This window comes from Paenibacillus sp. FSL H8-0259 (genome assembly GCF_037963255.1).
GTDB lineage: Bacteria > Bacillota > Bacilli > Paenibacillales > Paenibacillaceae > Paenibacillus_AQ > Paenibacillus_AQ phytohabitans.
The window spans coordinates 5,601,849-5,627,554 of record NZ_CP150147.1; the positions used below are offsets into that span (position 1 = coordinate 5,601,849).

At 52.3% G+C, this 25,706-nt stretch carries 20 protein-coding genes; 5 read left to right on the forward strand and 15 right to left on the reverse strand.

Going from position 1 to position 25,706, the window contains the following annotated elements:
• Positions 1–53: 53 nt before the first annotated feature.
• The 4 genes from NSU01_RS24355 to NSU01_RS24370 all read right to left on the reverse strand — a co-directional run bounded on the left by NSU01_RS24355 (position 54) and on the right by NSU01_RS24370 (position 8,526).
• Positions 54–3,545, reverse strand: coding sequence for a glycoside hydrolase family 2 (locus tag NSU01_RS24355; RefSeq protein WP_076248884.1), 3,492 nt, complete (start codon positions 3,543–3,545; stop codon positions 54–56).
• Positions 3,546–3,598: 53 nt separating this feature from the next.
• A complete protein-coding gene (locus tag NSU01_RS24360) occupies positions 3,599–5,209 on the reverse strand; it encodes an extracellular solute-binding protein (RefSeq protein ID WP_076248882.1) in 1,611 nt (536 codons plus the stop codon).
• Positions 5,210–5,612: 403 nt separating this feature from the next.
• Positions 5,613–6,407, reverse strand: coding sequence for a Nif3-like dinuclear metal center hexameric protein (locus NSU01_RS24365; protein ID WP_076248880.1), 795 nt, complete (start codon positions 6,405–6,407; stop codon positions 5,613–5,615).
• A 34-nt stretch (positions 6,408–6,441) separates the two neighbouring features.
• The gene (locus NSU01_RS24370) at positions 6,442–8,526 is read right to left on the reverse strand and encodes an alpha-glucuronidase family glycosyl hydrolase (RefSeq protein ID WP_076248878.1); all 2,085 of its coding nucleotides are present in this window, start codon (positions 8,524–8,526) and stop codon (positions 6,442–6,444) included.
• A gap of 290 nt (positions 8,527–8,816) precedes the next feature.
• Here NSU01_RS24370 and NSU01_RS24375 point away from each other — a divergent pair, with 290 nt between their 5' ends.
• The gene (locus tag NSU01_RS24375) at positions 8,817–9,722 is read left to right on the forward strand and encodes an AraC family transcriptional regulator (protein ID WP_042138865.1); all 906 of its coding nucleotides are present in this window, start codon (positions 8,817–8,819) and stop codon (positions 9,720–9,722) included.
• An 82-nt stretch (positions 9,723–9,804) separates the two neighbouring features.
• Here NSU01_RS24375 and NSU01_RS24380 read toward each other — a convergent pair whose 3' ends face one another.
• On the reverse strand, positions 9,805–10,437 hold the full coding sequence (locus NSU01_RS24380; protein WP_339302344.1) for a GntR family transcriptional regulator: 633 nt from the start codon (positions 10,435–10,437) through the stop codon (positions 9,805–9,807).
• A 244-nt stretch (positions 10,438–10,681) separates the two neighbouring features.
• On the opposite strand from NSU01_RS24380, the gene uxuA reads away from it, so the two are divergent.
• Both uxuA and NSU01_RS24390 read left to right on the forward strand, forming a co-directional pair.
• On the forward strand, positions 10,682–11,758 hold the full coding sequence (uxuA, locus tag NSU01_RS24385; protein WP_039304050.1) for a mannonate dehydratase: 1,077 nt from the start codon (positions 10,682–10,684) through the stop codon (positions 11,756–11,758).
• On the forward strand, positions 11,759–13,375 hold the full coding sequence (locus NSU01_RS24390; protein WP_076248873.1) for a mannitol dehydrogenase family protein: 1,617 nt from the start codon (positions 11,759–11,761) through the stop codon (positions 13,373–13,375).
• A 121-nt stretch (positions 13,376–13,496) separates the two neighbouring features.
• Here the strand turns inward: NSU01_RS24390 and NSU01_RS24395 are convergent, their stop codons facing one another.
• From NSU01_RS24395 to NSU01_RS24435, 9 genes are all read right to left on the reverse strand, one after another.
• Entirely contained in the window at positions 13,497–13,778 is a 282-nt protein-coding gene (locus NSU01_RS24395; RefSeq protein WP_042138869.1) for a hypothetical protein, read from the reverse strand.
• Between the two features lie 109 nt (positions 13,779–13,887).
• Positions 13,888–14,922 (reverse strand): DUF1835 domain-containing protein, encoded by a 1,035-nt coding sequence (locus NSU01_RS24400; RefSeq protein WP_083705777.1) that lies wholly within the window; start codon positions 14,920–14,922, stop codon positions 13,888–13,890.
• A gap of 127 nt (positions 14,923–15,049) precedes the next feature.
• On the reverse strand, positions 15,050–15,844 hold the full coding sequence (locus NSU01_RS24405) for an alpha/beta hydrolase (protein ID WP_076248871.1): 795 nt from the start codon (positions 15,842–15,844) through the stop codon (positions 15,050–15,052).
• Between the two features lie 84 nt (positions 15,845–15,928).
• On the reverse strand, positions 15,929–16,093 hold the full coding sequence (locus tag NSU01_RS24410; RefSeq protein WP_179093662.1) for a hypothetical protein: 165 nt from the start codon (positions 16,091–16,093) through the stop codon (positions 15,929–15,931).
• A 169-nt stretch (positions 16,094–16,262) separates the two neighbouring features.
• The gene (locus tag NSU01_RS24415; RefSeq protein ID WP_076248869.1) at positions 16,263–16,706 is read right to left on the reverse strand and encodes a hypothetical protein; all 444 of its coding nucleotides are present in this window, start codon (positions 16,704–16,706) and stop codon (positions 16,263–16,265) included.
• Between the two features lie 198 nt (positions 16,707–16,904).
• On the reverse strand, positions 16,905–17,009 hold the full coding sequence (locus NSU01_RS24420; protein WP_218639469.1) for a cold shock domain-containing protein: 105 nt from the start codon (positions 17,007–17,009) through the stop codon (positions 16,905–16,907).
• A gap of 259 nt (positions 17,010–17,268) precedes the next feature.
• Positions 17,269–18,861, reverse strand: a complete 1,593-nt coding sequence (locus NSU01_RS24425; protein ID WP_076248866.1) for a glycoside hydrolase family 43 protein — start codon at positions 18,859–18,861, stop codon at positions 17,269–17,271.
• Positions 18,858–20,825 (reverse strand): YjhG/YagF family D-xylonate dehydratase, encoded by a 1,968-nt coding sequence (locus tag NSU01_RS24430; RefSeq protein WP_076248898.1) that lies wholly within the window; start codon positions 20,823–20,825, stop codon positions 18,858–18,860. The genes NSU01_RS24425 and NSU01_RS24430 overlap by 4 nt, the downstream gene beginning before the upstream one ends.
• A 68-nt stretch (positions 20,826–20,893) precedes the next feature.
• Positions 20,894–21,649 carry an IclR family transcriptional regulator gene (locus NSU01_RS24435; protein ID WP_042138873.1) on the reverse strand — a complete coding sequence of 252 codons (756 nt, stop codon included), beginning with the start codon at positions 21,647–21,649 and terminating at the stop codon, positions 20,894–20,896.
• Positions 21,650–21,744: 95 nt separating this feature from the next.
• Between NSU01_RS24435 and NSU01_RS24440 the strand changes: the two genes are divergently transcribed.
• Together NSU01_RS24440 and NSU01_RS24445 are read left to right on the forward strand one after the other, a co-directional pair.
• Positions 21,745–22,680: a dihydrodipicolinate synthase family protein gene (locus NSU01_RS24440; protein WP_256704075.1), complete on the forward strand. Its 936-nt coding sequence runs from the start codon at positions 21,745–21,747 to the stop codon at positions 22,678–22,680.
• 195 nt (positions 22,681–22,875) lie between these two features.
• Positions 22,876–23,904: a sugar diacid recognition domain-containing protein gene (locus NSU01_RS24445; RefSeq protein WP_076248864.1), complete on the forward strand. Its 1,029-nt coding sequence runs from the start codon at positions 22,876–22,878 to the stop codon at positions 23,902–23,904.
• Between the two features lie 652 nt (positions 23,905–24,556).
• On the opposite strand, the gene NSU01_RS24450 is transcribed toward NSU01_RS24445, so the two are convergent.
• Entirely contained in the window at positions 24,557–25,699 is a 1,143-nt protein-coding gene (locus NSU01_RS24450) for a glycerate kinase (RefSeq protein WP_076248970.1), read from the reverse strand.
• Positions 25,700–25,706 lie beyond the last annotated feature (7 nt).

Below are 25,706 nucleotides of genomic sequence, written 5' to 3' on the forward strand. Positions count from 1 at the left end.
AAAAAGGGATATCTCAAACGCCATAGAATGGCTGTTTGGGATATCCCTGATTGCTATACGGACGGCAGAAACTGGAACCACTTGAAGTCAAACCGGCTGCCCGGCAGGAACAGGAAGGTGACCGTCTGGCTGCCGCTTACCGGCGGCTCCAGAATGAATTCACGCTCCGTATAGCTGCCGCTCCCGGCAAATTCAATCAGCTGCTTGGATTCGCCGCCGGGACCGCTGAAGAGGATCTGCAGCGTATTGTTCGCAAGCGTTGAGCGTCCGCTGATGACAACCCGTGAGCATTCCGTCCCGCCAAAGTCCATCCCGGCAAATATAAGCGAGACATTGTTGCCGATCCCTTCAATGGCATCCTCCGTAATGGTGAAGGCATCCCCGTAAACGGCACTGTTGGCCTGTGCAGCCAGACGCTCATACGCCTTGTGCCTGCGGACAAACGAGAAGCCCTTCAGATGAATCTTCTTCCGCAGGACGAAGGACAGTGAAGTGATGCCTGTCAGCCTTTTGGGCAGCGTATAGCTTGCTTCCTGGTACACATTCCAGCGGGACGGCTTCTGGTAAGTGACTGTGGTGAGTAATTCGGCACCATTCTCTCCGGGAATGCCTTCCCATATCTCAATCGGGAGTTCCTGATCATCCAGCGAGAAGATTGGCAGAACGATCTCATCGGCTCCATCATCCCCAAAGTCAATCCGTTCGAAGCAGATCCGGCTCTCCCCTTCCCGGGCTGTAGCCACACCGCGTTCATTGCCGTTGGTCAGATTCCGGCTATGGCTGCTGTTGAATCCGGAGGAGATAAATTCATACGGATTCAGATAAGCCTGGCCAAGCCCTGTAAGCTTGAATTCCATCTGTGAATAGAGCCGGATGCCGTCTGCACCATTGGCTGTCCCGCAGCGGATGTATACATCGCCATCACCCAAAGCCGTGATTACGGCTTCATGCCCGCTGGTCTCAATGGTGGCAATATTGGCATCAATTCCGGCGGCGTTGGTGATCCGCCACTCGACATCCTGCCAGGCGGCACCCTGCGGATGCAGCTTCACCCGGACCGGAAGTGACGGCTGCGCCGGCGTCAGAATATTACCCTCAGGGCAGATCATCTCCAGCTTGCGGACCGGGATCTCCTCTTCCTTGCCGCTCTCCGGATTACCGGATGCCGCCTCTGCCTCCAGCGGGTTATGCGCATACAGATACAGCTCATCTTCGGCGATCATTCCCGGGGCGGGAAGCACCGACCGCAGCGTAAGCTCAGCCGAAGCCAGATCCGCCGAAGCCGCACGCAGCGTAATCGTTCCGGGCTCCAATGTACCGGCAATCACTGCCAGCAGCTTACCGCTGAACAGGCGGCGGCTTACGCCTTTGTAGGAATCATAGTCCGTGCTGTTCCCGTTATCCAGACCGATCAGCCGTCCGGGGCCCTCAACACTGAGGTGAACCCGGTTATTGGCATTCGCTACCGGACGCCCCAACTGATCCAGCGTGCTAATCGTTACGAAGATAAGGTCCGTACCGTCTGCGGCAATCTCCTGCTTATCTGGAGTTAACACCAGCAAAGCTGCATCCCCGAAGGAGGAAATCTGCACCGTGGCGATTACATTCCCCTGCTCATCATAAGCAGCTGCACGCAGGACACCGTCCGCGTAAGGCAGCTGCCATTCTCCAAGCAGCTTATGTCCGTGGACATGATCGATATCTACACTGCCCTGTGAGACTTCATTCATGAACAGCTCAATGCGCGGAGCATTCGAGCAGACCCGTACATCAATCAGCTGGCCCTGCGAGAAATCCCAGTAAGGAAAAATATGAATCATCGGATGCGTGCGGTAATCCGTCCATTCTGCCTGATAGATATAATAGGAATCCTTAGGGAAACCGGCGGTATCCAGCTGCCCGAAGTATGAGTTCTTGGTGTGATAAGGAGTCGGTTCCCCGATATAGTCAAAGCCCGTCCAGAGAAACTGTCCCAGCGAGAAGGAAGCATCCCGGTCTGCGGTGATGCAGGCCTCCGTGCTTTTGGCACCCCAGCTGGTAGAACTGTTCCCTAGCGAAGAGCACTGCTGATCATCATCGGCCAGAACAGATTGAGCCAGCGGGAAATGATAGACTCCCCGGCTCTGCACTGTCGAGCAGGTCTCACTGCCGTAGATTATCCAGTCCGGATGTTCCCGGTGATGCTGCTCATAATATTTCTCCGCATAGTTGTAGCCTGCCACCTTGACGATATCGGCGCATTTCTGCGCATTCTCCCAGGGCATATAGTTCGAGCCAATGGTAACAAAAGCATTGCCGCGCGGATCATGGACCAGCACTTCCTCCTGCAGCTCCCGGGTGAGCTCCTGGCCGCGGCTGTCTGCATGGGTATCATAAATCTCGTTGCCGATGCTCCACATCAGCAGGCTTGGCCGGTTGCGGTCCCGCCGCACCCAGCTGGCAATATCGCGCTTCCACCACTCCGGATAGAACCGGGCATAGTCATAAGGCGTCTTGCTGCGCTCCCACATGTCGAAGGCTTCCGACACAATCAGCAGCCCCATTTCATCGGCCAGCTCCATAAGCTCTACAGCGGGCATATTATGCGCGGTGCGGATGGCATTGACGCCCATTTTCTGCAGCAGGACGAACTGGCGGCGCAGCGCCGCCTTGTTCACAGCAGCACCCAGAGCACCGAGGTCGTGATGCTGGCAGACTCCGTATATTTTGACATGACGGCCGTTGAGGAAGAAGCCCTTGTCACTGTCCAGCTCCATCGTCCGGAACCCGAAGCGCTCCTTCTCCACTTCAATGACCTCATCGTCTGCCAGCAGTTCAGATTGCAGAGAATAGAGATGGGGACTGGTAATATCCCATAGCAACGGGTGATCAACCGTCAGGCGGATGTGGTTATGTACGGCTGAACCGCCCTGCATCACAGGCACCTCAGAGGTTCCTGCGGCAATTACCGTTCCTTGCGCATCCAGAATGCTATGCCGCAGCTTCAGCTCCCTGCCTGACGCCCCAGCTTCAGCAGTATGCAGCTCCACATCCACGTCTACAGTCCAGGCTTCACCCTCCGCCGCTGCTCTAGCCGCAATATAAATTCCGTCAGCAGCCATATGCGTCTTCGGCATTGTCTTCAGCCAGACCGGCCGGTAAATTCCGGCGCCGGAGTACCAGCGGGAATTGGGCGATTCGTGGATCACACGCATATAGACTTCATTGTCTCCCGCTATCAGGTACGGGGTGATATCGAATTCAAAGGTGGAATATCCGTATTTCCACTCACCCGCCACCTGTCCGTTCACGTACAGCGTCGAGTTCATATACACTCCCTCGAAACGCAAGGACACAAGCTCATCTGCAGGTACTTCTTCGAACGTAAGGCTGGTGCGGTACCAGCCCTCCCCGTTCTCGTAGAGATTGCGGGTATCATAGATCAGCCAGTCATGCGGCAGCGTAACCGTCATCCAGTCTGCACCTGCGGCCACCTCGGCAAGCTCCGAATGAAGCGGCTGCTTGCTGAACTGCCAGCCATTGCTGAGTTTCCTTTTTTGACTCATGGATAATTCCTCCTAAAGGTTTGGTAGTATAAGCCTGGAAATATGAGCATCGTCTAACGGTTCAGGTAACGTTCATAGGCCGCTTGTTGAATTTCCAGCGCGCGCCCGATGCCCAGGTCCCTCATCTGCTGCACATAGTTATCGTAATTGTCTACGGAATCGGTGCCCAGAATGATCTTGAGCTCAATATCTTTCACAAAAGCATTGATGTCGTTCATAATGCTGCTCATTTCATCCGCTTCTTCGGCGGTTGGCGTTACCGGAGGCAGCAGGTGGCTCTCATGATTGGTCTGTTTCCAGATGCCGATAGATTCTGTGGTTGCCGGATATTTCGCCGGCAGATTGTTGTCCTGCTGAATCATCGGGAAGTTGGTGCCGTGCGAATACTTGGACATGACCTGGTCGCTGCCGAGGCCTTCGGGATTCTTAACCACAAGATCGGTATAGACGGGCTTGCCGTTTTCCAGCGTATAGGTAATGCCTTCAATCCCATAGGTATTCAGCTTGCTGCCTTCTTCGGTAAAAGCATAATCCAGCCAGCGCATAGCGGCTTCGACATTTTTGGTTGTGGCTGAGATGGCTGCCGAGCTTGTCCCCGCATAGGCATTATCCAGCTGGCCGAACTCAGGAAGGCCGCCTTTGACCGCAGACGGGTATGGAGCGGCTACAAAATCGGCTTCCGGGTCCGATTCCTGCACGGCTGAGTTATATTTCTCAATATAGTACTGCCAGCCGATCGTTGCTCCGCTTACATTCGAGGTCATTTTCTTGTCAACGGTAGCGCCGTCAATCGAAGCGAAATCCTTGTCAATCAGCCCTTCTTTGTACCACCGGCTCATGGTATTGAGGTATTCCTTGTAGCCAGGCTCCAGATAGCCATAGACTACTTTGCCGTCGTTAACGTAGAAGTTACCCATCACACCGAACGCTCCGGCGAACCCTCCAGTCCGCTCTCCCAGGAATATCGTACGGAAGGTTACGGGTGAGGCTGCATTTTTCTTGTTTTTAAAAGCAGTCAGTACGGTATGCCACTCCTCAATCGTTTCCGGGATGCCGAGATTCAGCTCATCGAGCCAATCCTTGCGGATAATCGGCCCCCCGTAGACCCGGCCGATCTCCGAGCGGATGAACGGGAAGGCGTAATACGTACCGTCATCGGTTTTGATCATTTTGTCGATATCCGGGTTCTCCTGAAGGGTCTTCTTCAAGTTGGGCGCATATTGATCGATCAGATCATTGAGCTTCAGAATGTAACCCTGCTCCACGGCTTTATCAGGTCCGCCCGGGTATTGCAGCCAGGTATTGAGGAAGATATCCGGCAGCTCGCCCGAGGCCAGCAGCAGACTGAACTTCTGGTCGGTCATCGGTGTTCCGCCCAGCTGTCTGATTGCGATTCCTGTCCGCTTCTCATATTCGTCATCGACCGGCAGCCGTTCCGGCGTACCTCCCAGCTGTTCATTCATATAAGTCAGCTCTATGCCGCCCGTCATCGGATAAGTGAAAGCTGCCGCGGCTTCATTGGAAGCCGGGGCATTTCCGGCAGGAGTGACAGAAGCGCTTTCATAATTATCCTTCTTGGAGCTGCTGCAGCCTGCAGCAAGCAATGTGAGACCTAACACAACGATAAGCGGTTTATGCAGCTTTTGCGATCTGGATGAATTCATCACTGGTACGACCTCCGTTATAGGTGTAGTTGATGGCTTGATGCCTCTACAATGTAAGCTGAATCTTGTATACAAACAATATTCAAAATGCGGAATCAATGGTTAAAAACGCAAAAGGAGAATAGAATAAGCCTGATTCTATCCTCCTGTCGTGAAATTGGCTATCCAGATGGCGCTTCATCTTCTGCACTGCCTAACCTCATATAGAATTCCACTATATGATAGTTGCGCCCGGGGGGCAATCCGCAATATGAACCAGACCGGCAGTCTGCATACAATGCCGCTGTCCAGCGCAATCCGGCGGGATGTTCCAGCTGAACGTTCAAAACCCCCTTGCCGGCAGGAGTCCTGAAGGGACAGCCATTGTCCCTTGGTCTTCATACCTTCAAAGAGGTTCCGTTAATTATACAATCTGATAAACGGGCTGTTCCTGAATGTAATGCACCGGCACATCCGGAAACTGCAAGGCCAGCCGCTGCGCCAGCAGCTTCATCCCCGGCGCTTCACTCTCCGCATGGCCCAGCATAATTAATGCCCGGCTTCGGCCCTGCCGGACGGCATCCCGGATATATTCCGGGGTCTCCCACTCCGGGCCTTCACCGGCGATAATCAGATCAAGTGACTCCTGCTCAAATAGGGGAATGGTAGCTGCACCACCGCCTCTGTAGCCAACCAGCACGCCCACTCTGCTGCATACAGCGGATAAATTGCCTGCTGCGCGGACATAGGGGATATGCAGCTGCTGCTTCAAATATCCGGCAATCTCTGAAACTGACGCAGCAGGGACCGAGAGAATAGACACATGGGGCAGATGCCGTTCGACATACGGCTCCCATTCCAGCTCCCGCAGCAGCCCTTCTATGATCCCGTCCGGTGTATAGCGGTGCACATAATCATGGAAGCGGTAGATACCTACACCGGTGCTGGCGACCAGTTCAGATTTCTGCCGGTAGACAGGATCATTCTCCAGCCCCTCCCGGTTATCCTGATGGCTGTAATAAACACCTTCATGCGTAATGATCAGATTCGCGCCAAGCAAGGCCGCCTGCTCAATTACATATTGCGAAGCCGAGAAGGCGGTCACAATCCCCTGCACCTCCGACTCCGGAGCTCCCGGCTCCAGCCTGTCTACCGTTCCATCCGGCTTGCGGATGCCTGCTGTTAAATGTCCGATAACCTGTCCGAAAGTGAGCGTCATGAACCTGCCCCTCCTAATAGTTCCCTATTAACTCTCAATAAATCTTGCGTGCTCCGGAATCTTCTATGCCGCTCTTGCGGTAAAAGTAAGTATTGATCTGGTCGCGCCACTCCTTGGCATGTGCAGCCTGTCCCCGCAGACGTTCCTCTACCTGTACATACAGCCCCTCTGCGATCCTGCCCTTCAATCCGCTCCAGGCAGCCAGCAGCCCGGCAGCACGTTCCGCACCTTCAAAATGGGTGTCGTAGATATGCTGAATCACAGTTTTGCCGGAATGCAGCACATGGGTATACGGCACATGATGGAAGAACAGCAGCAGCTCATCCGGACATTCTTCCAGCGAATCATATCGCTGCGCATTGCTGCCCATATACTGGGCGCTGTAGCCGGTGCCTGTGGCCACAGTCCGGTCTACACCGATTCCCTGATGATCGGCATAATGGTAGGTACCCCATTGTGAATATTCATAGCCGTCCACATTAGGGCCGTAGTGATGCTCGGGATTAATCATCCAGCCCACGCCAAGCGGTGCTGTATAGGATTCGTAAATCTCCCAGGAATCCAGTAAAATCCGGCTGATTACGCCGGCAACCGCAGCGTCTGTACCAAACGTCAGGGCGATCCACTCCGCAGCAATTTCTTCCGCGCTAAGCTCCGGGTTCCAGGCCAGCCGCCCGAATCCGTAAAGATTCGCCTGGGCCAGCAGATGACCGGTCCAATTCCGGTCATTGCCCACATTGGATACTGCAGCCACACCGCTGTAACGGTTGCCCCATAGCGAGCCGTCGACGATATGCTTCACCGGAGCCGTTCCGCCTTGGGCCAGCGTGTCAAATTCCATAATCTCTTTCCACTGCGGAACCAGGTAACAGACATGACGCTGCTGTCCGGTATACTCCTGGGCAATTTGAAATTCAATCACCTGATTGGTCTGTTCAAGCGCCCCGAACAGCGGAGATACCGGCTCTCTGACCTGGAAATCCATCGGTCCGTTCTTGATCTGCAGAATTACGTTATCATGGAACTTACCGTCAAGCGGCTTGAAATGATCATAGGCTGCTCTCGCCCGGTCTGTCTTGCGGTCACGCCAGTCCTGCTTGCAGTTGTACACGAAGCAGCGCCAGATGACGATGCCGCCGAACGGCTTCAGCGCCTCCGCCAGCATATTCGCGCCATCGGCATGATCCCGCCCGTAGGTGAACGGGCCTGGCCGGTTCTCTGAATCGGCCTTGACCACGAATCCGCCGAAATCGGGAATCACCGTATAGATTTCAGCCGCTTTCGTCTTCCACCACTCCCGGACTCCGGCATCCAGCGGATCTGCGCTTCCCACTTCCCCTTCATGCATCGGACCGGCGAAGTTCACGCTCAGGAACAGGCGGATGCCGTACGTTCTGAATACATCAGCGATCCGGGCAACATCAGGCAGGTAGGTGGAGATAAACAAAGTTTCCAGCGCATGAACGTTCACGTTATTGATCGCAATGGCATTGATGCCTGCGGTGGACATCAGCCGTGCGTAATCGGTAATTCGGTTAAGATCATCCGTGAAGCGGTTATTCTCATAGAGGAAGGATCTCCCCGAATATCCCCGCTCTACACTACCGTCGAAATTATCCCAATGGTTAATCATGCGCAGCGCGTTCACCGGATTCACGGTTTCATCCAGATGCTCAATGTCCTTCAGACCTCCGATCAGGCGCAGGAGGTGGAAGACACCATACAGCACACCTGCCGGTGAGGCAGCTCCTACAGCAATACACTTATGGGTCAGGCTGGTGCGGATCGCGAACCCTTCCGGTCCCACCGCCTGTCCGGCTGCTTCGTCAAATATGGCTTCGACCCGCGGATTGCCACCGTTAAAGGTGCCGAATGCCACACTGAATCCGTCCGCAGCCGGTGAAGCCCCTGCCTCAATGTCCAGCATCGAGGCAATCCCTCTCTGCCATTCACGCAGCGCGGCTTGCACCGTCTCCTGCTCTTCCGTCACGGATACGGCTCCGCACCATTTCACATATTGCGTATATAGATTGCCTTGCGGCAGCTTCGGGTAGCTTAACCAGGCGTCGTATCCGCTGCCGGCTACTGCGGCAGTCTGATTGTCCGGTTGTTGTCTCATGCCAACATCTCCTCCATTGTATTATTCATGCTTAGCGGGCGTATGACCGGGCAGGTATCGTGAGCCACAGTATAAACACAGCCGGTGAAGCCTGGGCTTCTGCGCCCATCTTGTATACTAGTTCCTGTTCAGGTTCATCCTACCACGCAGCCGCCGGACGGGAACATTGTCAAATCAAGCAATTATTTACCCAAATCAAGCAGGTTTCAGCTATACTAAAAACGGGATAATGGATCGCGTAAAACGAATACACTCATTAATTCTAACGCAAGCGTCAGGGGGAGAATCTAATGGTTTCCGCTTTTTTACCGCCTGTTCTGGGACAATGCCTTAGTGAAACGATCATCCCGGATGTGAAAACCACACTTAACCTGTTTGGCATGCATCTGCGCAAGGTCAGCGGGGAATGGGATTATCCGCTGCATGCCCATCCGCAATATGAATTCAACTATGTGCTGGAAGGGGAGCAGCTGTTTACCGTTAATAACCGCAGCTATATCCAGCGTGCCGGAGACTTAGTGCTGCTCCGGCCGGGAGATTCTCATGCCAGCCGCAGCGGAAACGGCCAGGCTTTTACGTATTTCTGCATTCATTTTGATATCGATGACAAGCTCCTGATCTCCTTGCTCAGCCGCCTGAATCACGTACTCTTCCCTTCCGCAAGCAATATTGCCCATAAGCTAGGGCCCATCCTCTCCAAATTGGTGGATATTTCAGGCTCTATCTCGGGGGACATCACCATGTCACAGCGCATGAGGCTGCAGTCCGCCGTCTTCGATCTGTTCGCCCAGCTGTGGGAAGCCTTCTCTATTGAAGCTAATCTGTCTTCCCCTGCCACCTATGAGAAGATTGAGCTGGCCCACCAGATCCGCGGCCGCCTTCAGGGGTTGGTCTATCAGCAATTCAAGCTGGAGCTGCCCTATGACAGCCATTACGGAATTGATGATATTGCCTCGGAGCTCGGGATCAGCGCCTCACACTGCTACCGGGTGTTCCGCCAGGTGTTCGGCATCTCGCCCCGGGAATTTCTGTCCGAACAGATGCTCCATGAAGCCAAGGTCCTGCTGGATGATCCCAGCCTGTCTGTCAGCCGGATATCGGGCATTCTCGGCTACCGCGATATTGCCCATTTCAGCCGGCAGTTCAAGCGCTGGCACGGCACCTCACCGCGCGAATACCGCGAGTCCGGACAATAGGCCTCCATGCCAAATATCCCTGCCTTCATGTCACATGAGTGCAGGGATATTTGGCATCTGCCAGACGGTCCAGAATACGGATTTATTTCTTGATATAAGTGGCAAAATGCTCCTGAAAGTTCGTCGAATCAATATCTGCCCGCAGATGATGATGCAGCAGCTCATCGATCCCCGCCGTGTCCCCCTGCACGATATAATCCAGCAGCTGCTGATGCTCCTGCTGAATTGTAGCCAGCTTCTCGTCCTTCAGCATATGCAGCTTCCGGTAGCGGATGTAATGCACATTGAACTGCTGCAGCACCCCCCACAGGAATTCTCGTCCGGCCAGGCCGAACATGGTGCGGTGAAATTGATCATCCAGCTGCAGGAAAACCTCGGCCCCCTCGGCCTGCTCAATGCATTGCTGCTGCTGCGCAAGGTTGCCCCTCAGCTCATGCAGCCCCTTCAGCGGAATATTACCGGCCAGCGACTTCATTATTTCCTTCTCCAGCACATTGCGGAGGTAGATAATCTGCTCCACCGACTCCAGATCTATGTACGAGACCAGATTGCCTTTTTTGGGATAGATATCAACGTACTGCTCCAGGGACAATTGCTTAAGCACATCCCGGATCGGCGTCCGCGACAGCTGGAAGCGTTCGGAAAGCGCGGTCTCACTAATCATCGACCCGGGCTTCAGCGCAAGCGAGAGGATCTCCTGTTTCAGATACGACATTATTTCTTTCTTGGAAGTCATGGAATGGACCAACTTTCTGTACGATATTCTTCTCCACTCATTATATAGAAAACAGATAGGAATTTCATTGACAAAGCATAAAGCTTATTCTATGATCAATACGAATCCTAACTTGTATACAAGATGATCATATCACAAAACGTTTTATCCGTAAGGTCAATTGTCACAAGCATTCAGAATGATTGTATTTGTATTTATGTTTAATACCAAGGAGGAAATGACAATGAATATGACTTGGAGATGGTATGGCGAGGGCAACGACAATATTACCCTTGACCATGTACGTCAAATTCCGGGAGTAATGGGCATCGTCTGGTCGCTGCATCACAAGGTAGCGGGTGAAGTATGGGAAATGGAAGAAATCCAGAAGGTTGCCGATCAGATTACAGCCAAAGGCTTCAGCACAGCGGTTGTAGAAAGCGTTAACGTTCATGATGATATCAAGATCGGGCTGCCGTCCCGCGACAAATACATTGACATCTATATCGATACCATCCGCAAGCTGGCTAAGGTCGGCGTTAAGGTCATCTGCTACAACTTCATGCCGGTGTTCGACTGGACCCGTACAGAACTGTACAAGGAGCTGCCGGACGGATCGAATGCACTCTTTTATGAAAAGGCTGCCATTACGGATAATCCGCGCGAAATGGTGGACCGGATTCTCAAGGGTGCCGGTGAATTCACAATGCCGGGCTGGGAGCCGGAGCGGCTGGAGAAGCTGGATGATCTGTTCGCGGCTTACGCCGATGTTACCGAGGATATCCTGTTCGACAACCTGAAGTATTTCCTGGAGCGCATTATTCCGGTCTGTGAAGAAGTGGATATCAAAATGGCCATTCACCCTGACGATCCGGCCTGGCCGATCTTCGGACTGCCGCGCATCATCCGCAGCCGCGATTCCATCCGCCGTTTCCTGGACATGGTCGACAGCCCGTATAACGGCCTTACCTTCTGCACAGGTTCGCTTGGAACCAATCCGCAGAATGACCTTCCGGCGATGATCCGCGAATTCCATGACCGGATTTATTTCGCCCATATCCGCAACGTGAAGGTATTTGAGAACGGAGACTTCATTGAAGTATCCCACCGGGGGCAAGATGGCAGCGTGGATGTGGCTGAGGTTGTCAAAGCTTACCACGAGAACGGATACACCGGCTATGTGCGTCCGGACCACGGCAGACATCTCTGGGGCGAGGAGAAAAACTGCCGTCCGGGTTATGGCCTGTACGACAGAGCGATGGGCATTATGTATCTGCTGGGCGTATGGGACAGCCTGGAGAATGCCAAGGGGGCGAAATAAATGCTGAGCCTCACCAGAAGCAGCATTGCGGACCGTGAAGCCTGGGAAGCCGCAGGTGTAGAGCTGCCGCAGTTCGATTTCGCAGCGGTAGCACAGAATACACTGGATAAGCCGGAGTGGGTTCACTTTGGCGCCGGAAATATCTTCAGAGGCTTCGTAGCCAATGCCCACCAGAAGCTGCTCGACAGCGGCAAGGCAGATACAGGCATCATCGCTGCCGAGACCTTCGACTTCGAGATGATCGACAAGGTCTACAAGCCTTATGATAATCTGACTCTGCTTGTACTGATGAATGCGCGCGGCGACTTCCAGAAGAGAATTATCAGCAGCATCGTGGAAGGCCTCACAGCGGACAAGACCCGCGAAGCGGATTACAGCCGCCTGACCGCAGTGTTCGAGAATCCCAGCCTGCAGATGGCCAGCTTCACCATTACCGAAAAAGGCTATTCCCTCACTGGTCCGAACGGTCAGTATCTGGGTATCGTCGAGAAGGATATCGCCGGCGGTCCGGATCAGCCGGTCCATGCGATGAGCATCGTCGCTTCCTTCGCTTACAAGCGTTATCTGAAGGGACAGTACCCGATGACCTTCGTCAGCATGGACAACTGCTCGCATAACGGCGACAAGCTGAAGAACGGCATGGTTACCATCGCCAAGGAATGGGCGGCCAAAGGCCATGTGGAAGAAGGCTTCGTAGCTTATCTTGAGGATGAGCAGAAGATTACCTTCCCGCTGTCCATGATAGACAAAATCACGCCGCGCCCGTCCGAATCGGTGCAGGCTGCGCTGCTGGAGCAGGGAATCGGCGGCATGGATGTGATCGTCACCTCCAAGAACACGTATACTGCGCCGTTCGTCAATGCCGAAATCAGCGAGTATCTGGTTATTGAGGACAAATTCACCAACGGCCGTCCGGCGCTGGAAGAAGCCGGTGTAATCTTCACGGACCGTGATACGGTCAACAATGTGGAAACTATGAAGGTAACCACTTGCCTCAACCCGCTGCATACAGCGCTGGCTGTAACCGGCTGTCTGCTCGGCTACACGCTGATCGCCGATGAGATGAAGGACGCCACATTGCGGAAGCTCGTGGAGATCATCGGCTACCAGGAGGGCCTGCCGGTTGTGGTAGACCCGGGCATTCTGAGTCCGAAGCAGTTCCTCAATGAAGTTCTGCAGGAACGGTTCGCCAATCCGTTCATTCCGGATACCCCGCAGCGGATTGCTACCGACACCTCGCAGAAGGTCGGCATCCGCTTCGGCGAGACGATCAAGTCGTACATCCGCCGTGAGGAGCTCGATCCGGCGCAGCTGACCGCCATTCCGCTGGCGATTGCGGCCTGGTGCCGGTATCTGCTTGGCGTGAACGATGAAGGCGGCGTATTCGCACTAAGTCCTGACCCGCTGCTGGAAGCCTTGCAGACCCGGCTGGAAGGAATTACGCTTGGCGCGAATGCAGAGCAAGCAGCGAAGGTGCGGGCAGTTCTGGAGGATCAAGCCATCTTCGGCGTTGATCTGTACGCCATCGGACTCGGCGAAGTCATCCAGGGGATGTTCACTGAGATGCTGGCGGGACCCGGTGCTGTGCGGGCTACGCTGGAGAAGTATGTCGGCTGATCATTGACAGCTGCGATAGCATAGAGAAAGACCGGGAGCATGGCTCCCGGTCTTTTGTTGCGTAGTTCCAGCGCCCCGGATTTCTCCCGCCATTCCGTTCCTTCCCCTTCATTATTCTTATCTACTTAGATGTAGCCGTGGTAATATTTCTCATTATTCTCCAAGAAAAATAAACAATTATTCCAAGTAGCATTAGACTAGAGAACTCAATAATTCTCCACATTGAACTATATTCATGCCCAAATGTTATTTTATGTTGTAGATAATCCATAGTCGTATTCTTATTTACAATTTCCGGAACATATTTCATTGAAAGATACATCCCCCTAATAATCTGAATAGCATAATAAACAAATGCAAAGATTAGTCCTACAATCAGGCTTCGAATTAATGTTTTTTTCATAGTGCCCCCCTGTGCTAGTGTTATAACAATCACGTATATCTACCCGTTAGCTTAAAGCAGTCAATGATTTCGGCTGCCTATTGTAATGGTGCTATCGTGTCCCGTTAGCTCAACCTACGGTGCCAAGTCTAACAGAGAACTGATACAAGGCCCTCGGCATTCCACTAAACTCTAAAACTCCTTGGTTAACTAAGATCCATATTCTATTGGTAATAAATGAATACCCTACGAGTTGGTGCGACGTATCACATACTCTCGCGACGACACTCCCCGCCTTGATAAACCCATTCTCATCTTGTTCTTGCTCTAGTTCAATAATTGACCTTATTATCACTTCGTCCAGAGCAGTTTCATCAGTACCTTTAACTGAACCTTCTTTCCACAAGCGGAGCATATGATTTTCATTCGAGAGGATTAGCCATTCTGATTCATACCTTCTTCTTTGGTTAGGATCTAGAGGCACACCTTCATAATACTTTTTTACGATTTCCTGAAAATGCTCCCGATCGATTAAACCACTAAAATAGGGATTAAATCCTTCTTTGTTATGAAGCCCAGTAGTATTAAAGAGCTCTGTTACATTGACAACATTAACTGGCTGTTTTCGATCTCTCAACAAATGCAATACGAAACGTAAGCCTGTTTGATCATGTGCGTTATCCGCACACCAAATGACAATGGTTTTATTTTCTGGAATATTCTTTACTGCCTCTACCATTTTAACAAGCAGATGCTCTGGGGTATATCTGAAGTCCCCATCGTTTTCCATCAACCAAAAAAGTCTATTCTGCTGCCCAGTTTTCGTATCTAAGTTAGATATAGGTCCAACTGAAAACAATTCATTGAATGCTAAGACTTGGCATAGCTCCCGTTTGCCGATTTTACTTAGAGTTACTTTTAATGAACCTGCATCTGAGAGACTGAAAACAAGATAGACATATTGTTGGAGTTCATTCATTTGTAGTTTATGGTTGTGAACCGCCTCTAACTGGGTTTGAAGTATATTAACGAGTCCTGCTGCTAACTTTTTTTCTTCAATACTGCCGTCCGTACCATAACGATCTACTGTATTTAACAAATTGTAAAAGAACAACCGCAGGTCATTTCCATCAAATTGATATAAGCTATCGTAAAACTTCTCCATTGATATCCTCCTCACGGGACATATCCACTATAATACCATATATTGTAACTATTCTACCCATTAGCTGAATAGGCAACCGAAGATTTCGGCTGCCTATTGTCATGGTGCTATCGTTCCCTTTAGTTCATTAAAGGAAACTTCCTTTTGAAGTTTCAAGGCAATCGATCACTACCCTCCATGCCGATGATAACGGATCGATAAGCAAAAAATGTTCCACTTCAGGAAGCACTACCAAGCGAACTTTATCGCCAAGTTCAATAGCTTTACGATAATACTCAACACTCAATTTAACGGGGACATGGCGGTCTAATTCACCATGAATTAAGATTTGCACGACGTTCAAAGGCAACAATTCTATTGGTGAAGCTAACCTATAACGTTCAGATACTTCATGCGGTAATCCACCAATCAAAGAAGCAACGGGACTAACTCCACCTTTTTCTTCATGGATAGCCCACATCATCCTTAGATCCGAAACTCCTGCCAAGCTTATCACGCTCTGTACAGGTACAAGCAGAGGAATACCGATCTCATCTGTATAAATATTGTTCAAACGAGATGCCAACCAGAGAGCCAAGTGTCCTCCTGCTGAGTGCCCGAGGATAACCACTTGAGAGAGATCAAGCTGAAACCGTTCCTCAAGCTGGGTCAGGTGATTTACAGCATCTACAACATCAACAAATGTTCCTGGCCAACCTCCGCCATCTTCTCCGACTCTACGATACTCAATATTCCAAGTAGCATAACCCCGACTAGTCAAATCTTCATCAATTGGATCAAATTCTTCAAGTCCATATTTCGATTGCCAAAAACCACCATGAATTGTAATCACTACGGGACAACATCCAGACAACTCTGGCATACGCAATACTCCGAATTGGGAAGGGTGATCACCATATGGTACATGAAAAGCTTTTGTCATATAAAAGCCCCATTCATTCTAAAAGTAATATATTTCATCTAAACCATGCTTCTTCTTTAATTCAATTAGGCGCATGCTTGTGTCTTAATTTTTCTCTAAAATAACAAGTGAATAAACCGTACCCCCAGATTCACCACCAGACATGGCACTCTGACTGACCACTTTCCATTCTCCCTCTAAAAGTTGATTCAACTCATTCAAGTTATTCCTTTTGTCGCTAAAATAATGAACAACGATTGCCTTTTGCATTAAATATCCCCTCCTAGAAAGCTTAAATAAAATTTTAGTCTTTTCGATATGCTACTTCAGTTTTATTTATAAATTCTGGTCGATAGTTTCGTCATCCTGCCCGTTGAGGAGGGATGGTTTACTGCCCTAATATCTGCTTCAAAAAAGTGAAAAACAGAAAGCCCCAATTCTAACTTTCTTTGCTTTTCTTTTCGATTACGTAAAATAATAAAAAACCGAATATCAGACCGCTAATTGTATGAGCTGTTGTTCCCGAAGTGATCAAAAGGTAGCCTAAAGGTAAATCATTATAAGAAATAGACAGACCAGACCAAAATAATAGTGGAAGTAAGGAGACATAGAGTGAAGGTAAGCCGAATATACAGAGCTTAATCCAATTTATTTTCCACTCTCCAGTCTGTCGTAGTAATTCAAAGAATCTTAGCAAACCGAGTAATAATCCTAAGGAAATCGGAAAAAGGACAGAAAAGACAGCACTAGTTAGAGGTTGATACGTTGTGCGTGCTTCTACCTCTAAATGATGTTGATATTTTAATCCGAATATAAAAACTAAAATCACGATTACTAAGAATCCCAAATAAACAAACAAGTTATTTAACCAAACCCTTTTCATTTGTTCACCTCCTATTGTATAGACACCCAGTATAATTAGATTCCGCACGTTCTTGTCTGTTAGCTTAATAGAGAAAAGAAGAGATGCGAATGCTTCTCTCTTCCACCATCGCAACCAAAAAATTAATGATGAGATCTGAATCCCATACTTTCATTAAGTACGGCGCGATACCTTCAATCCTCTAAAATCAGCACATTCTTAGCGGTTCTTCGCCGGGAATCTGATATGCCCATCTAGCATTATCCGTCCATAACCTTTATCTTCTTTGAACCATTTGACAATCCCCCATCGTCTTTCTCCCATTTATGCATCTCCTCCGTCACTTCATTAGATATTATGGAGATTGAGTTTTTCCTAGAAAGGATCATCTTTATATATTAACATATAATGGAATATAAAGACTGATACTTTCTCCACTAACCTGCTCGTTAGCTTAATCATGGCATCGTCAGTCAAGAGCTGTAATTCCTTTTGACAACAAAAAGAGGCAGATCCCCGTACAGCCGATTTACGGCTTGCGGGTCTACCTCTAAATAAAATATACGCCTTATTTCATTGCCTTCTACTCGGGCAGCTCCCGGTACTCAAAATAATCAAAATCCGCCGCACGCAGCGTTCCGCTCAAATCCTGCACACACATGCCGATAAATGTGCCGGTAAACCGGATATAGGCCGGGAAATCATCGGACAGATGATAGATTTCCATGGGCCCGCCGATCTTCTCCCAGTCAGACTCTCCGGCCCGGTAATAGAATTGGGCGAATTCCCGGTCGATCACTACCTTTAATGCTACGCTTGCTCCCGGCGGTAGCGCAATATCTGCCGTAAGGGTATCCTCGTAGACCCCGTCCCGGGAGCGGATGATGCCCACGCATTTCCCGAGGGTCTCATCATGAGTGATCCGCAGGTAGAGATAATCCTTCGTATCATAATAGACAATTAATCCGGCCATCTGCTGGAAGTGCTGCGGCTCGAATTCAATGGCGGTTTCGGCGCTGCAGCTGAAGGCCTGCTGGCGCAGGGCAACCAGACTCTGGCGGTGCATGGAGCTCATGGATTCTCTGCCCCGGAGGCGCAAATATCCGGGGCGCTCCTGTAGTGAGAGCCACGCTTCCTCAGCAGGCACACGCAGGGTGCTCCAGCGGACATCCAGCTGCGGGTCATCGAAATCATCACGGGGAGCCGGAGCGGAGAATGGATGCTCCGGAATGTCCGGACCCGGCACAGTAAGCGCCGGGGCGTTCCCGCCTCCGGCCAGGGCGAGCCAGCCGTCCTCCGTGAATTCGCAGCGCTGAATCGCTGTCTCCCGGCCGAGATTGCAGTAATGGTCTTTCACGGGACGGCCGCACAGATGCACCATATACCATTCGTCTGTATGCGTATGTACAAGACTGGCATGTCCCGCCTTCTGCAGCTCCAGTTCACGGTTTCCGGCAGAGGTCAGCAGCGGATGATTCGGAGCTGTCTCATACGGACCTTCAATCTGCTTCGACCGGGCCACCGTCACCGCATGATTATACTGTGTACCGCCCTCAGCTGTGATGAGATAATACCAGCCGTCCTTCCGGTACAGATGCGGCCCTTCCGTAAGCTTCAGCTCGGTTCCCTTGTAGATGGGAATGACCGGACCGGTCAGCCGCTGCTCTGTTGCAGAATATTCCTGCAGCACAATCCCGGCGAAGCTGTTATTGCCGGTGCGGTGATCCCACAGCATGTTGACCAGCCATTTGCGCCCGTCATCGTCATGGAACAGCGAAGGGTCGAAGCCGCTGCTGTTCAGGTATACAGGCTCAGACCAGGGACCTTCGATATTCCCGGCAGTCACCAGATAGTTAGGCGTATCCTTGAAGGCACCCTGTCTGCTTTTGACATCGGTATAGATCAGATAAAAGAGTCCATCATCGTAAGTCAGGCAAGGTGCCCACACGCCTCCGGAATCCGGGTCACCTTCCATATTCAGCTGCGACTTGCGGGTTAGTGCATACGTAAGCGGCCGCCAGTTCACCAGATCGCGGGAATGATGAATCCGTACGCCGGGAAACCACTCGAAGGTGGAGGTGGAGGTGGCAATATAATAGTCCTCTCCCGCCCGGCAGATGGACGGGTCCGGATGAAAACCGCGTAGAATCGGATTGTGAATCAGTGTTGTGCTCATCTTGTCTCCCCCAGTGCTTGCCGTCCTGCTTCCAGTAAGGCAATAATTCTATCCGTATCGTAGACACAGCCCTGCCAGGTCCCTCCGCTTGCCGCCTGCAGTGCGGCCCATAGCCGGGTATCATCCGGCAGGCCCGGATCAACGGCAAGGCCCGGATGCGGAGTCCTTGCGTTCAGAAGCTCCGTTCCCGCTTCCTTCGACAGCGGCTGTCCGCCTTCTCCGCCTTCCCCGATCAGATTCACGCTCCCATCCAGCTTCACGGTATCGATCAGCACTTCTACCCAGTCATTATCCCGTAATTTGCCCAGAGGACCGCCGGCCAGCGCTTCCGGTCCCATATGACCAATACAGGCTCCCGTGGATACCCCCGAGAACCGGGCATCCGTGATCAGAGTGACATATTTGCCGTAAGGCAGATGCTTGAGCGCGGATGTCAGCTGGTAGGTCTCTTCCATTCCTGTTCCGCTGGGACCCCGGCCGATGATGGCCAGAATATCCCCGGCCTGCACCTTACCGTTCTTGATGCTACGGATCGCATCCTTCTCGGCAGTGAACACCTTCACTCTTCCCGTATGCCTGTAGACTCCTTCGCTGTCCAAGACGGAAGGGTCAATCGCTGCCGATTTGATTACTGCACCTTCGGGGCACAGATTCCCTGTGGGGAACGTCATTGTGGAAGCCATCCCCTGCCGCTTGGCCTCTTCCGGGCTCATGATCACAGAATCCGGGTCAATGCCATCCGCTTCCTGCAGTCTCCGCCGCATGTCCGCCCGTCTCTGCGAGGTCTCCCACCAGTCCAGATTCTCGCCCAGCGTCCGCCCTGTCACGGTCAATACGGATTCGTCAATCAGCCCCAGCCGCCGTAAATGCAGCATGACTTCCGGAACACCTCCTGCCAGGAACACGCGGATCGTCGGATGCGGCACCGGTCCGTTCGGAAGCACACTGACCAGCCGGGGAACCTGGCGGTTCACCTCGTTCCAGTCATCAACGGAAGGAATCTTCAGCCCGGCGGCATGGGCAACGGCCGGCAGATGCAGCAGCAGATTCGTAGAGCCTCCGAACGCGGCATGCAGGATCATCGCGTTCTTAATGGCCCGATCTGTAAGAATATCACTCATCACTATTCCGCTATGCTCCATATGCTGAAGCGCGCGGGCCGACTGGCGGCCGATATTCTTCCAGACCGGCTGCCCCGATGGTGACAGAGCCGAATGAGGCAGCGACATGCCCAGTGCTTCAGCAATCACCTGGGCCGTTGCGGCCGTGCCAAGGAATTGACAGCCGCCTCCCGGGGTAGCGCAAGCCCGGCAGCCCAGATCGGCTGCATCTTCGAGCGAAAGTTCACCATTGCTGAACCGCGCTCCGATGCTCTGCACCTTGCCGGCATCCTCGCCGTTAACCGGCGGCAGTGTAACGCCGCCAGGTACGATAATCCCCGGAAGCTGATGCCGCATTCCGGCCAGCGCCAGCATCATGGCGGGCAGACCTTTATCGCAGGTGGCTACGCCCAGAACGCCTTTGCGGGTAGGCAGGGAACGAATCAGCCGCCGCAGAACCACGGCCGCATCATTCCGGTAAGGAAGAGAATCGAACATGCCCGTGGTCCCCTGGGAGCGCCCGTCACAGGGATCACTGACATACCCGGCAAACGGAATCCCCTCATTGGCGGTGAGCTCCTCAGCGATTTCTTCCATCATCACGCCGATTTCCCAGTGTCCGGTATGGTATCCGAGCGCAAGCGGACTGCCGTCCTCCCGCCGGATTCCGCCCATCGTGCCGAGAATCAGATATTGCGGCCTGTTCAGCTGCAGCGGATTCCAGCCCATCCCCGCATTCTGGGTCATTCCGAAGATTTCCCCGCTTGGGGCATTTCGCAGCACCTCACCTGTAATCGGAAGCTTGCCTGCGGGACCTTCCGCAGCGGTATGTACAGGAACAGTATCATCTATGGCTTCCTTCATAATCTCATGCAAAGTCAGCTTCACACTTAACCCTTCTCTCCTTCAGAATGAACTTGCCCAGACGATTATCACAAGGATAGTTTCCTCGCCAGCTCTATCACTTCCCGGACCGCAGCCTCCTGTTTATCGGCAAAAGCATGCTGCAGCATCGTGGTGCTTACAGCGGCAACGGCATTTCCCGCAGCATCCAGAACCGGCGCAGCCACGCAGCTGATGCCCTGAATAATTTCTTCCCGGTCCACTGCGTAACCGGCCTCGCGAATCTCAGACAATGCAGCCGTGAATTCCGCCCAATCCGTCAACGTGTGAGACGTAACCGCAGTTAAGGTTTTGCCGGAATAACGTCTTATGAGCTCGCCGTCCGGCAGAAGTGACAGCATCATCTTGCCCATAGCGGTCGCATGTGCCGGGAACCGCATCCCTGGACTGGACTCCAGCCTCACAAGGGAGGGCCCTTCCTGCTTGGCCAGATAGATAATCTCATCCCGGTCAAGAACCGATAACTGAAAGGTTTCCCCGATGACCCTGACGCTCTGTGCAGAGCCTGCCAGGAAACGCTCCACCAGATTCGTATTCTGCTTAAGCGATTCGTTGTAAACCGTATTATAGTAGGAAACCCCAGCCCCCAGCGCGTAAGCCTCCCTGTCATCCTTCACCACCCATTGCAGGGTTTCCATTGTACGCAGCAGCGAGAACATGGAGCTTTTGTTAATGCCCGTTTCATCGCACAGGTCGGTCATCTTATGTTCTCCGGGCTTCCTGGAGATTGCCGTAAGAATCAAATCGGCCCGTTCTAAAGCTGGAACCCAATATTTCCGGTCCAAACCTTCATTCCCCTCTCATAAATCAATTGATTAAGCTCTCTTAGTTCACTATAATAATCTTATGTTTATAATAACAAACCTGGAGGCGGAATAAAATGAAAATTTCTAACATGACCATGAGACCGCATCATACAGGCATCATTCCCCCGGTTCCGACGATTCTGGATCAATCCGGAAAATTCGACCCAAGCGGAATGAAGCTGCTAATCGACAGCCTGATCCGGCAAGGGGTTCAGGGACTCTTTTTCCTCGGGACAGCCGGAGAATTCAGCTTGTTCAGCACCGAGCAGCGCGAGGAAATCGCTGAGGTATGCGTTAAATACACGAATGGCCGTCTTCCCGTATGGATTGGCACCGGCAGCAATACGACAACAGAGACCCTCCGCCTTAGCAAGCATGCTGCGGAGCAAGGGGCGACAGGCATCGTTGTCATTAATCCTTATTATTACAAGCTTAGCGAAGAGGCTTTGTTCTCGCATTATGCCTCTATTCTGGAAGCCGTTGATATGCCGCTGATGCTGTACAACTTCCCGGCGCTGACTGGACAGGATCTGAGTCCGGCCTTCGTCAGCCGCCTTGCCGCCAAATATACAAATGTAACTGGAATTAAGGAAACCGTAGACCAGCTCAGCCATATCCGGCAGATGATTATGCAGGTGAAGGCGGTTAAACCGGACTTCTCGGTATTTTGCGGTTTCGATGAATATCTGCTGCCTACGCTTGCTGCCGGTGGAGACGGGGCGATTGCCGCCAGTGCCAACTTCGCACCGCAGCTGATGCTCGGGTTACTCAGCAGCTTCCTGAAGAATGATATGGCAGAGGTGCTTGAGTTTCACCGGAGAATCATAGAGATCCCTCCGCTGTATAGTATCGATGATCCCTTCATTCCTTCAATAAAAGAAGCCATTCGTCTGGCTGGTGTGCCGGTGTCCACCTTCTGTCTTGCACCCGCAAATCCCTGGAACGCAGACAAGGAGGTTACTTTGAAAGAGATCTTCAACCGGGCGGGAATCTCCCAAGTCTCTATCTAGTCCATAGTCCGCATAATCCGTAAAACATGGCTGCGCTACTCTGCCTGGGCCGTTTGGCCGCCCCCTTAGATCCGGCACACCGGTTCAGTCTTTATTCTCCGTGCAGAATGCTCTATACTTTTGTTCAGATGCACAATGGAAGAGACTGAGGTTGCCTAGGCAGCCATCCGGGCACGGCGAAGGGGGAAATTCCGGTTGTTTCAGCTATCCGAGAAGCAGGCGCAGGAAATTGTAGACAAAATGATGATGGATATTCCTTATAACATCAACATCATGAATCATCAGGGGATTATTGTCGGCAGCGGAAAGAAAGAACGGGTCGGCACCGTTCACCAGGGGGCAGTCAAAGCACTGTCCACCGGGCAAATGGTCGAGGTGCTGGAGGATGGTCTGTATGAGAAAAAAGGGACCAACGAACCGATTGTCATCGGCAACACCCGCGTTGGTGTGATCGGGATTTCCGGGAGCCCTGAGGAAGTCCGGCCTTTTTGCAACATCGTAAGAACCACGGTATCCCTGCTCATCGAACAGCGGAACACGCTGGAGAATCTCGCGAATGAGGCAAACCGCAAGAAGGCTATGCTGGAAATGCTGCTCGCCCATCAGGGAGCGTATTCCCAGAAATTAAGAAAAGAAGCTGCTGCCTACAATATTGATCTGCTGCTGAAGACTACGGTACTCTATCTCAAGCATTTCAATCCCGAAAAGGATGCTGCGAAGCTCCTGCTGCGTTACCCGTCCTTCCAGCTGGATGAAGATACCTGGCTGCTGCTGATCCAGAACCGTCCCGACTGCAGCCCGCTGATTGCAGAGCTGCTGCATAACCAGCCGCTCCTGCTGCTGGCCTCCGGCAGACTGGAATCCAGCATTGCCGAGGGATACCGCCAGGCCAAATCGGCCTTGGGTATACTGCTTGCGCTGAAGCCTGCTTCACAAGCCATTACCTTCGAAGAAGCTGAATTTCTGGTGAAGCTCAGCCATGCGAAGCTGTCGGACAAACCCGGCAGGGCGATCAAGCTGGAGGATACCGCCGATCTGCTGGAGACACTTAGAAGCTTCATCAACCATAACTGCAGCGTCTCGCAAACGGCGGATCATCTCAATATTCACCGCAATACTCTGCAATACCGCCTGAAGCGGATCGAGAGTATTACCGGCAAAGACCCGAGGAATCTGCTGCAGCTCTTCGAGCTTACGTATGAGCTGCTGGCGCTTTATAAGTAGAGCAGCTTCTCGTGTTGTTATGTCCTGGCGGGGGTGCGTGCGGGTGAGGGTGCGGGTGCGGGAGGGTGTGCGCGGGAGGGTGCGCGAGTGCGGGCAGGCGGGCAGGTGCGTCGGCGGGGTGCGGGTGCGAGGGGGCGGATGTGGGTGTAGGCGGGCGGGTGCGGGTGTATGCGGGCGGGTGCTCGGGCTCGGGTGCGGGCGGGTGCGGATTGCGGGGCCTCCCGTGCGTTGAATTACTGCCCCGCGTTTCCAAATGTTGTACGTAATACAACTCGGAAGCGTAAATTCAGGCAGTTTCGTAACGATTGTTGTATGAAATACAACAATTTCTCCGCTTACCCGCCTATACACGGGGAAATGTTGCATTTCATACAACAATCTGTGATTAGACCCGATATCACGGGAAGAATGTTGTATTTCGTGCAGGATTTCACCTCTGCCTAAGATTACTCTCCCCTATACAAAACCAATAGCCCCTGGGAATTATCCCAGGGGCTATTCAATCAGACTCAACTCAATCCAATTCAACTCAGCTTTTCGCCCAGCTGCACTATTCACTCAGCTACACTAATCCCCCAGCTCCACTATTCTCCCAACTCAACTATTCGCCCAGCTCCACTATTCACCTTGCTACACTAACCGCCCAGCTCCACTATTCGCTAAGCTTCAGCAACCTCGCAATATTCTCGCAGGTCCGCTCAACATTGGCCGGGCCTTCGACCAGCAGCTGCTCCAGGCTGGAAGCGCCCGGGACTATGCCGAAGATGGCGTCGATACCTTCTGCATACAGCGTTTCAATTCCTTCGCCGATGTAGCCGGCCAAGGCAATCACCTTCTTGCCGTTTGCCTTGGCGGTACGGGCTACGCCATACGGTGTTTTGCCGAATTTGGTCTGGAAATCGATTCCGCCTTCACCGGTAAATACGAAGTCCGCATCCGCCAGCTTCCGCGCAAGACCCGTGTACTCGATCACGATCTCGATCCCCTTCTGGAGTGTGGCCTGCGTGAAGATCATAAGGCCTGCCCCCAGACCGCCGGCAGCACCGGCACCGGGAAGATCCCGCACATCCTTGCCAAGCTGCTGCTTCACCACCGCCGCATAATGAGCGAGATTGGCATCAAGCTGTTGTACCATTTCAGGTGTAGCGCCTTTTTGCGGGCCGAATACCGCCGATGCCCCATGATCGCCGCAGAGCGGATTGGTCACATCACAGGCCACAATCAGCTGAACCTGCTGCAGTCTTGCATCAAGCGAGCTGATGTCGACGCTGCTGAGCCGGCCCAGACTGCCTCCGCCGCGCGGGAGCAACTCCCCCGCTTCATCGATGAATCTCGCACCCAGCGCCTCGGCCATGCCTGCGCCGCCGTCATTGGTCGCACTCCCGCCGATGCCGATAATAATTTTGCGGATTCCCTGTTCCAGACATTCCAGAATCAGTTCGCCTGTACCGTAAGTCGTTGTGATCAGCGGATTCCGGTCTGCCTTGTCCACCAGCTGAATGCCGCTGGCAGAAGCCATTTCGATCGCCGCAGTCTCTCCGTCGCCAAGAATTCCGTATTTCGCTGTAACCGGCTGTCCCAGAGGCCCCACGACTTTTTTATAATGAATCTCCCCGCCGGAAGCATCGACAAGAGACTGTACCGTCCCCTCTCCGCCGTCTGCCATGGGAACATGGATATAAGCCGCTTCCGGATAAATCTTCCGCAGTCCGCTCTCCATCGCAAGACAGACTTCCTTCGCAGTCATACTCTCCTTAAAAGAATCCGGTGCCAGTACAAAGGTTTTCTCTCTCATTTCCACA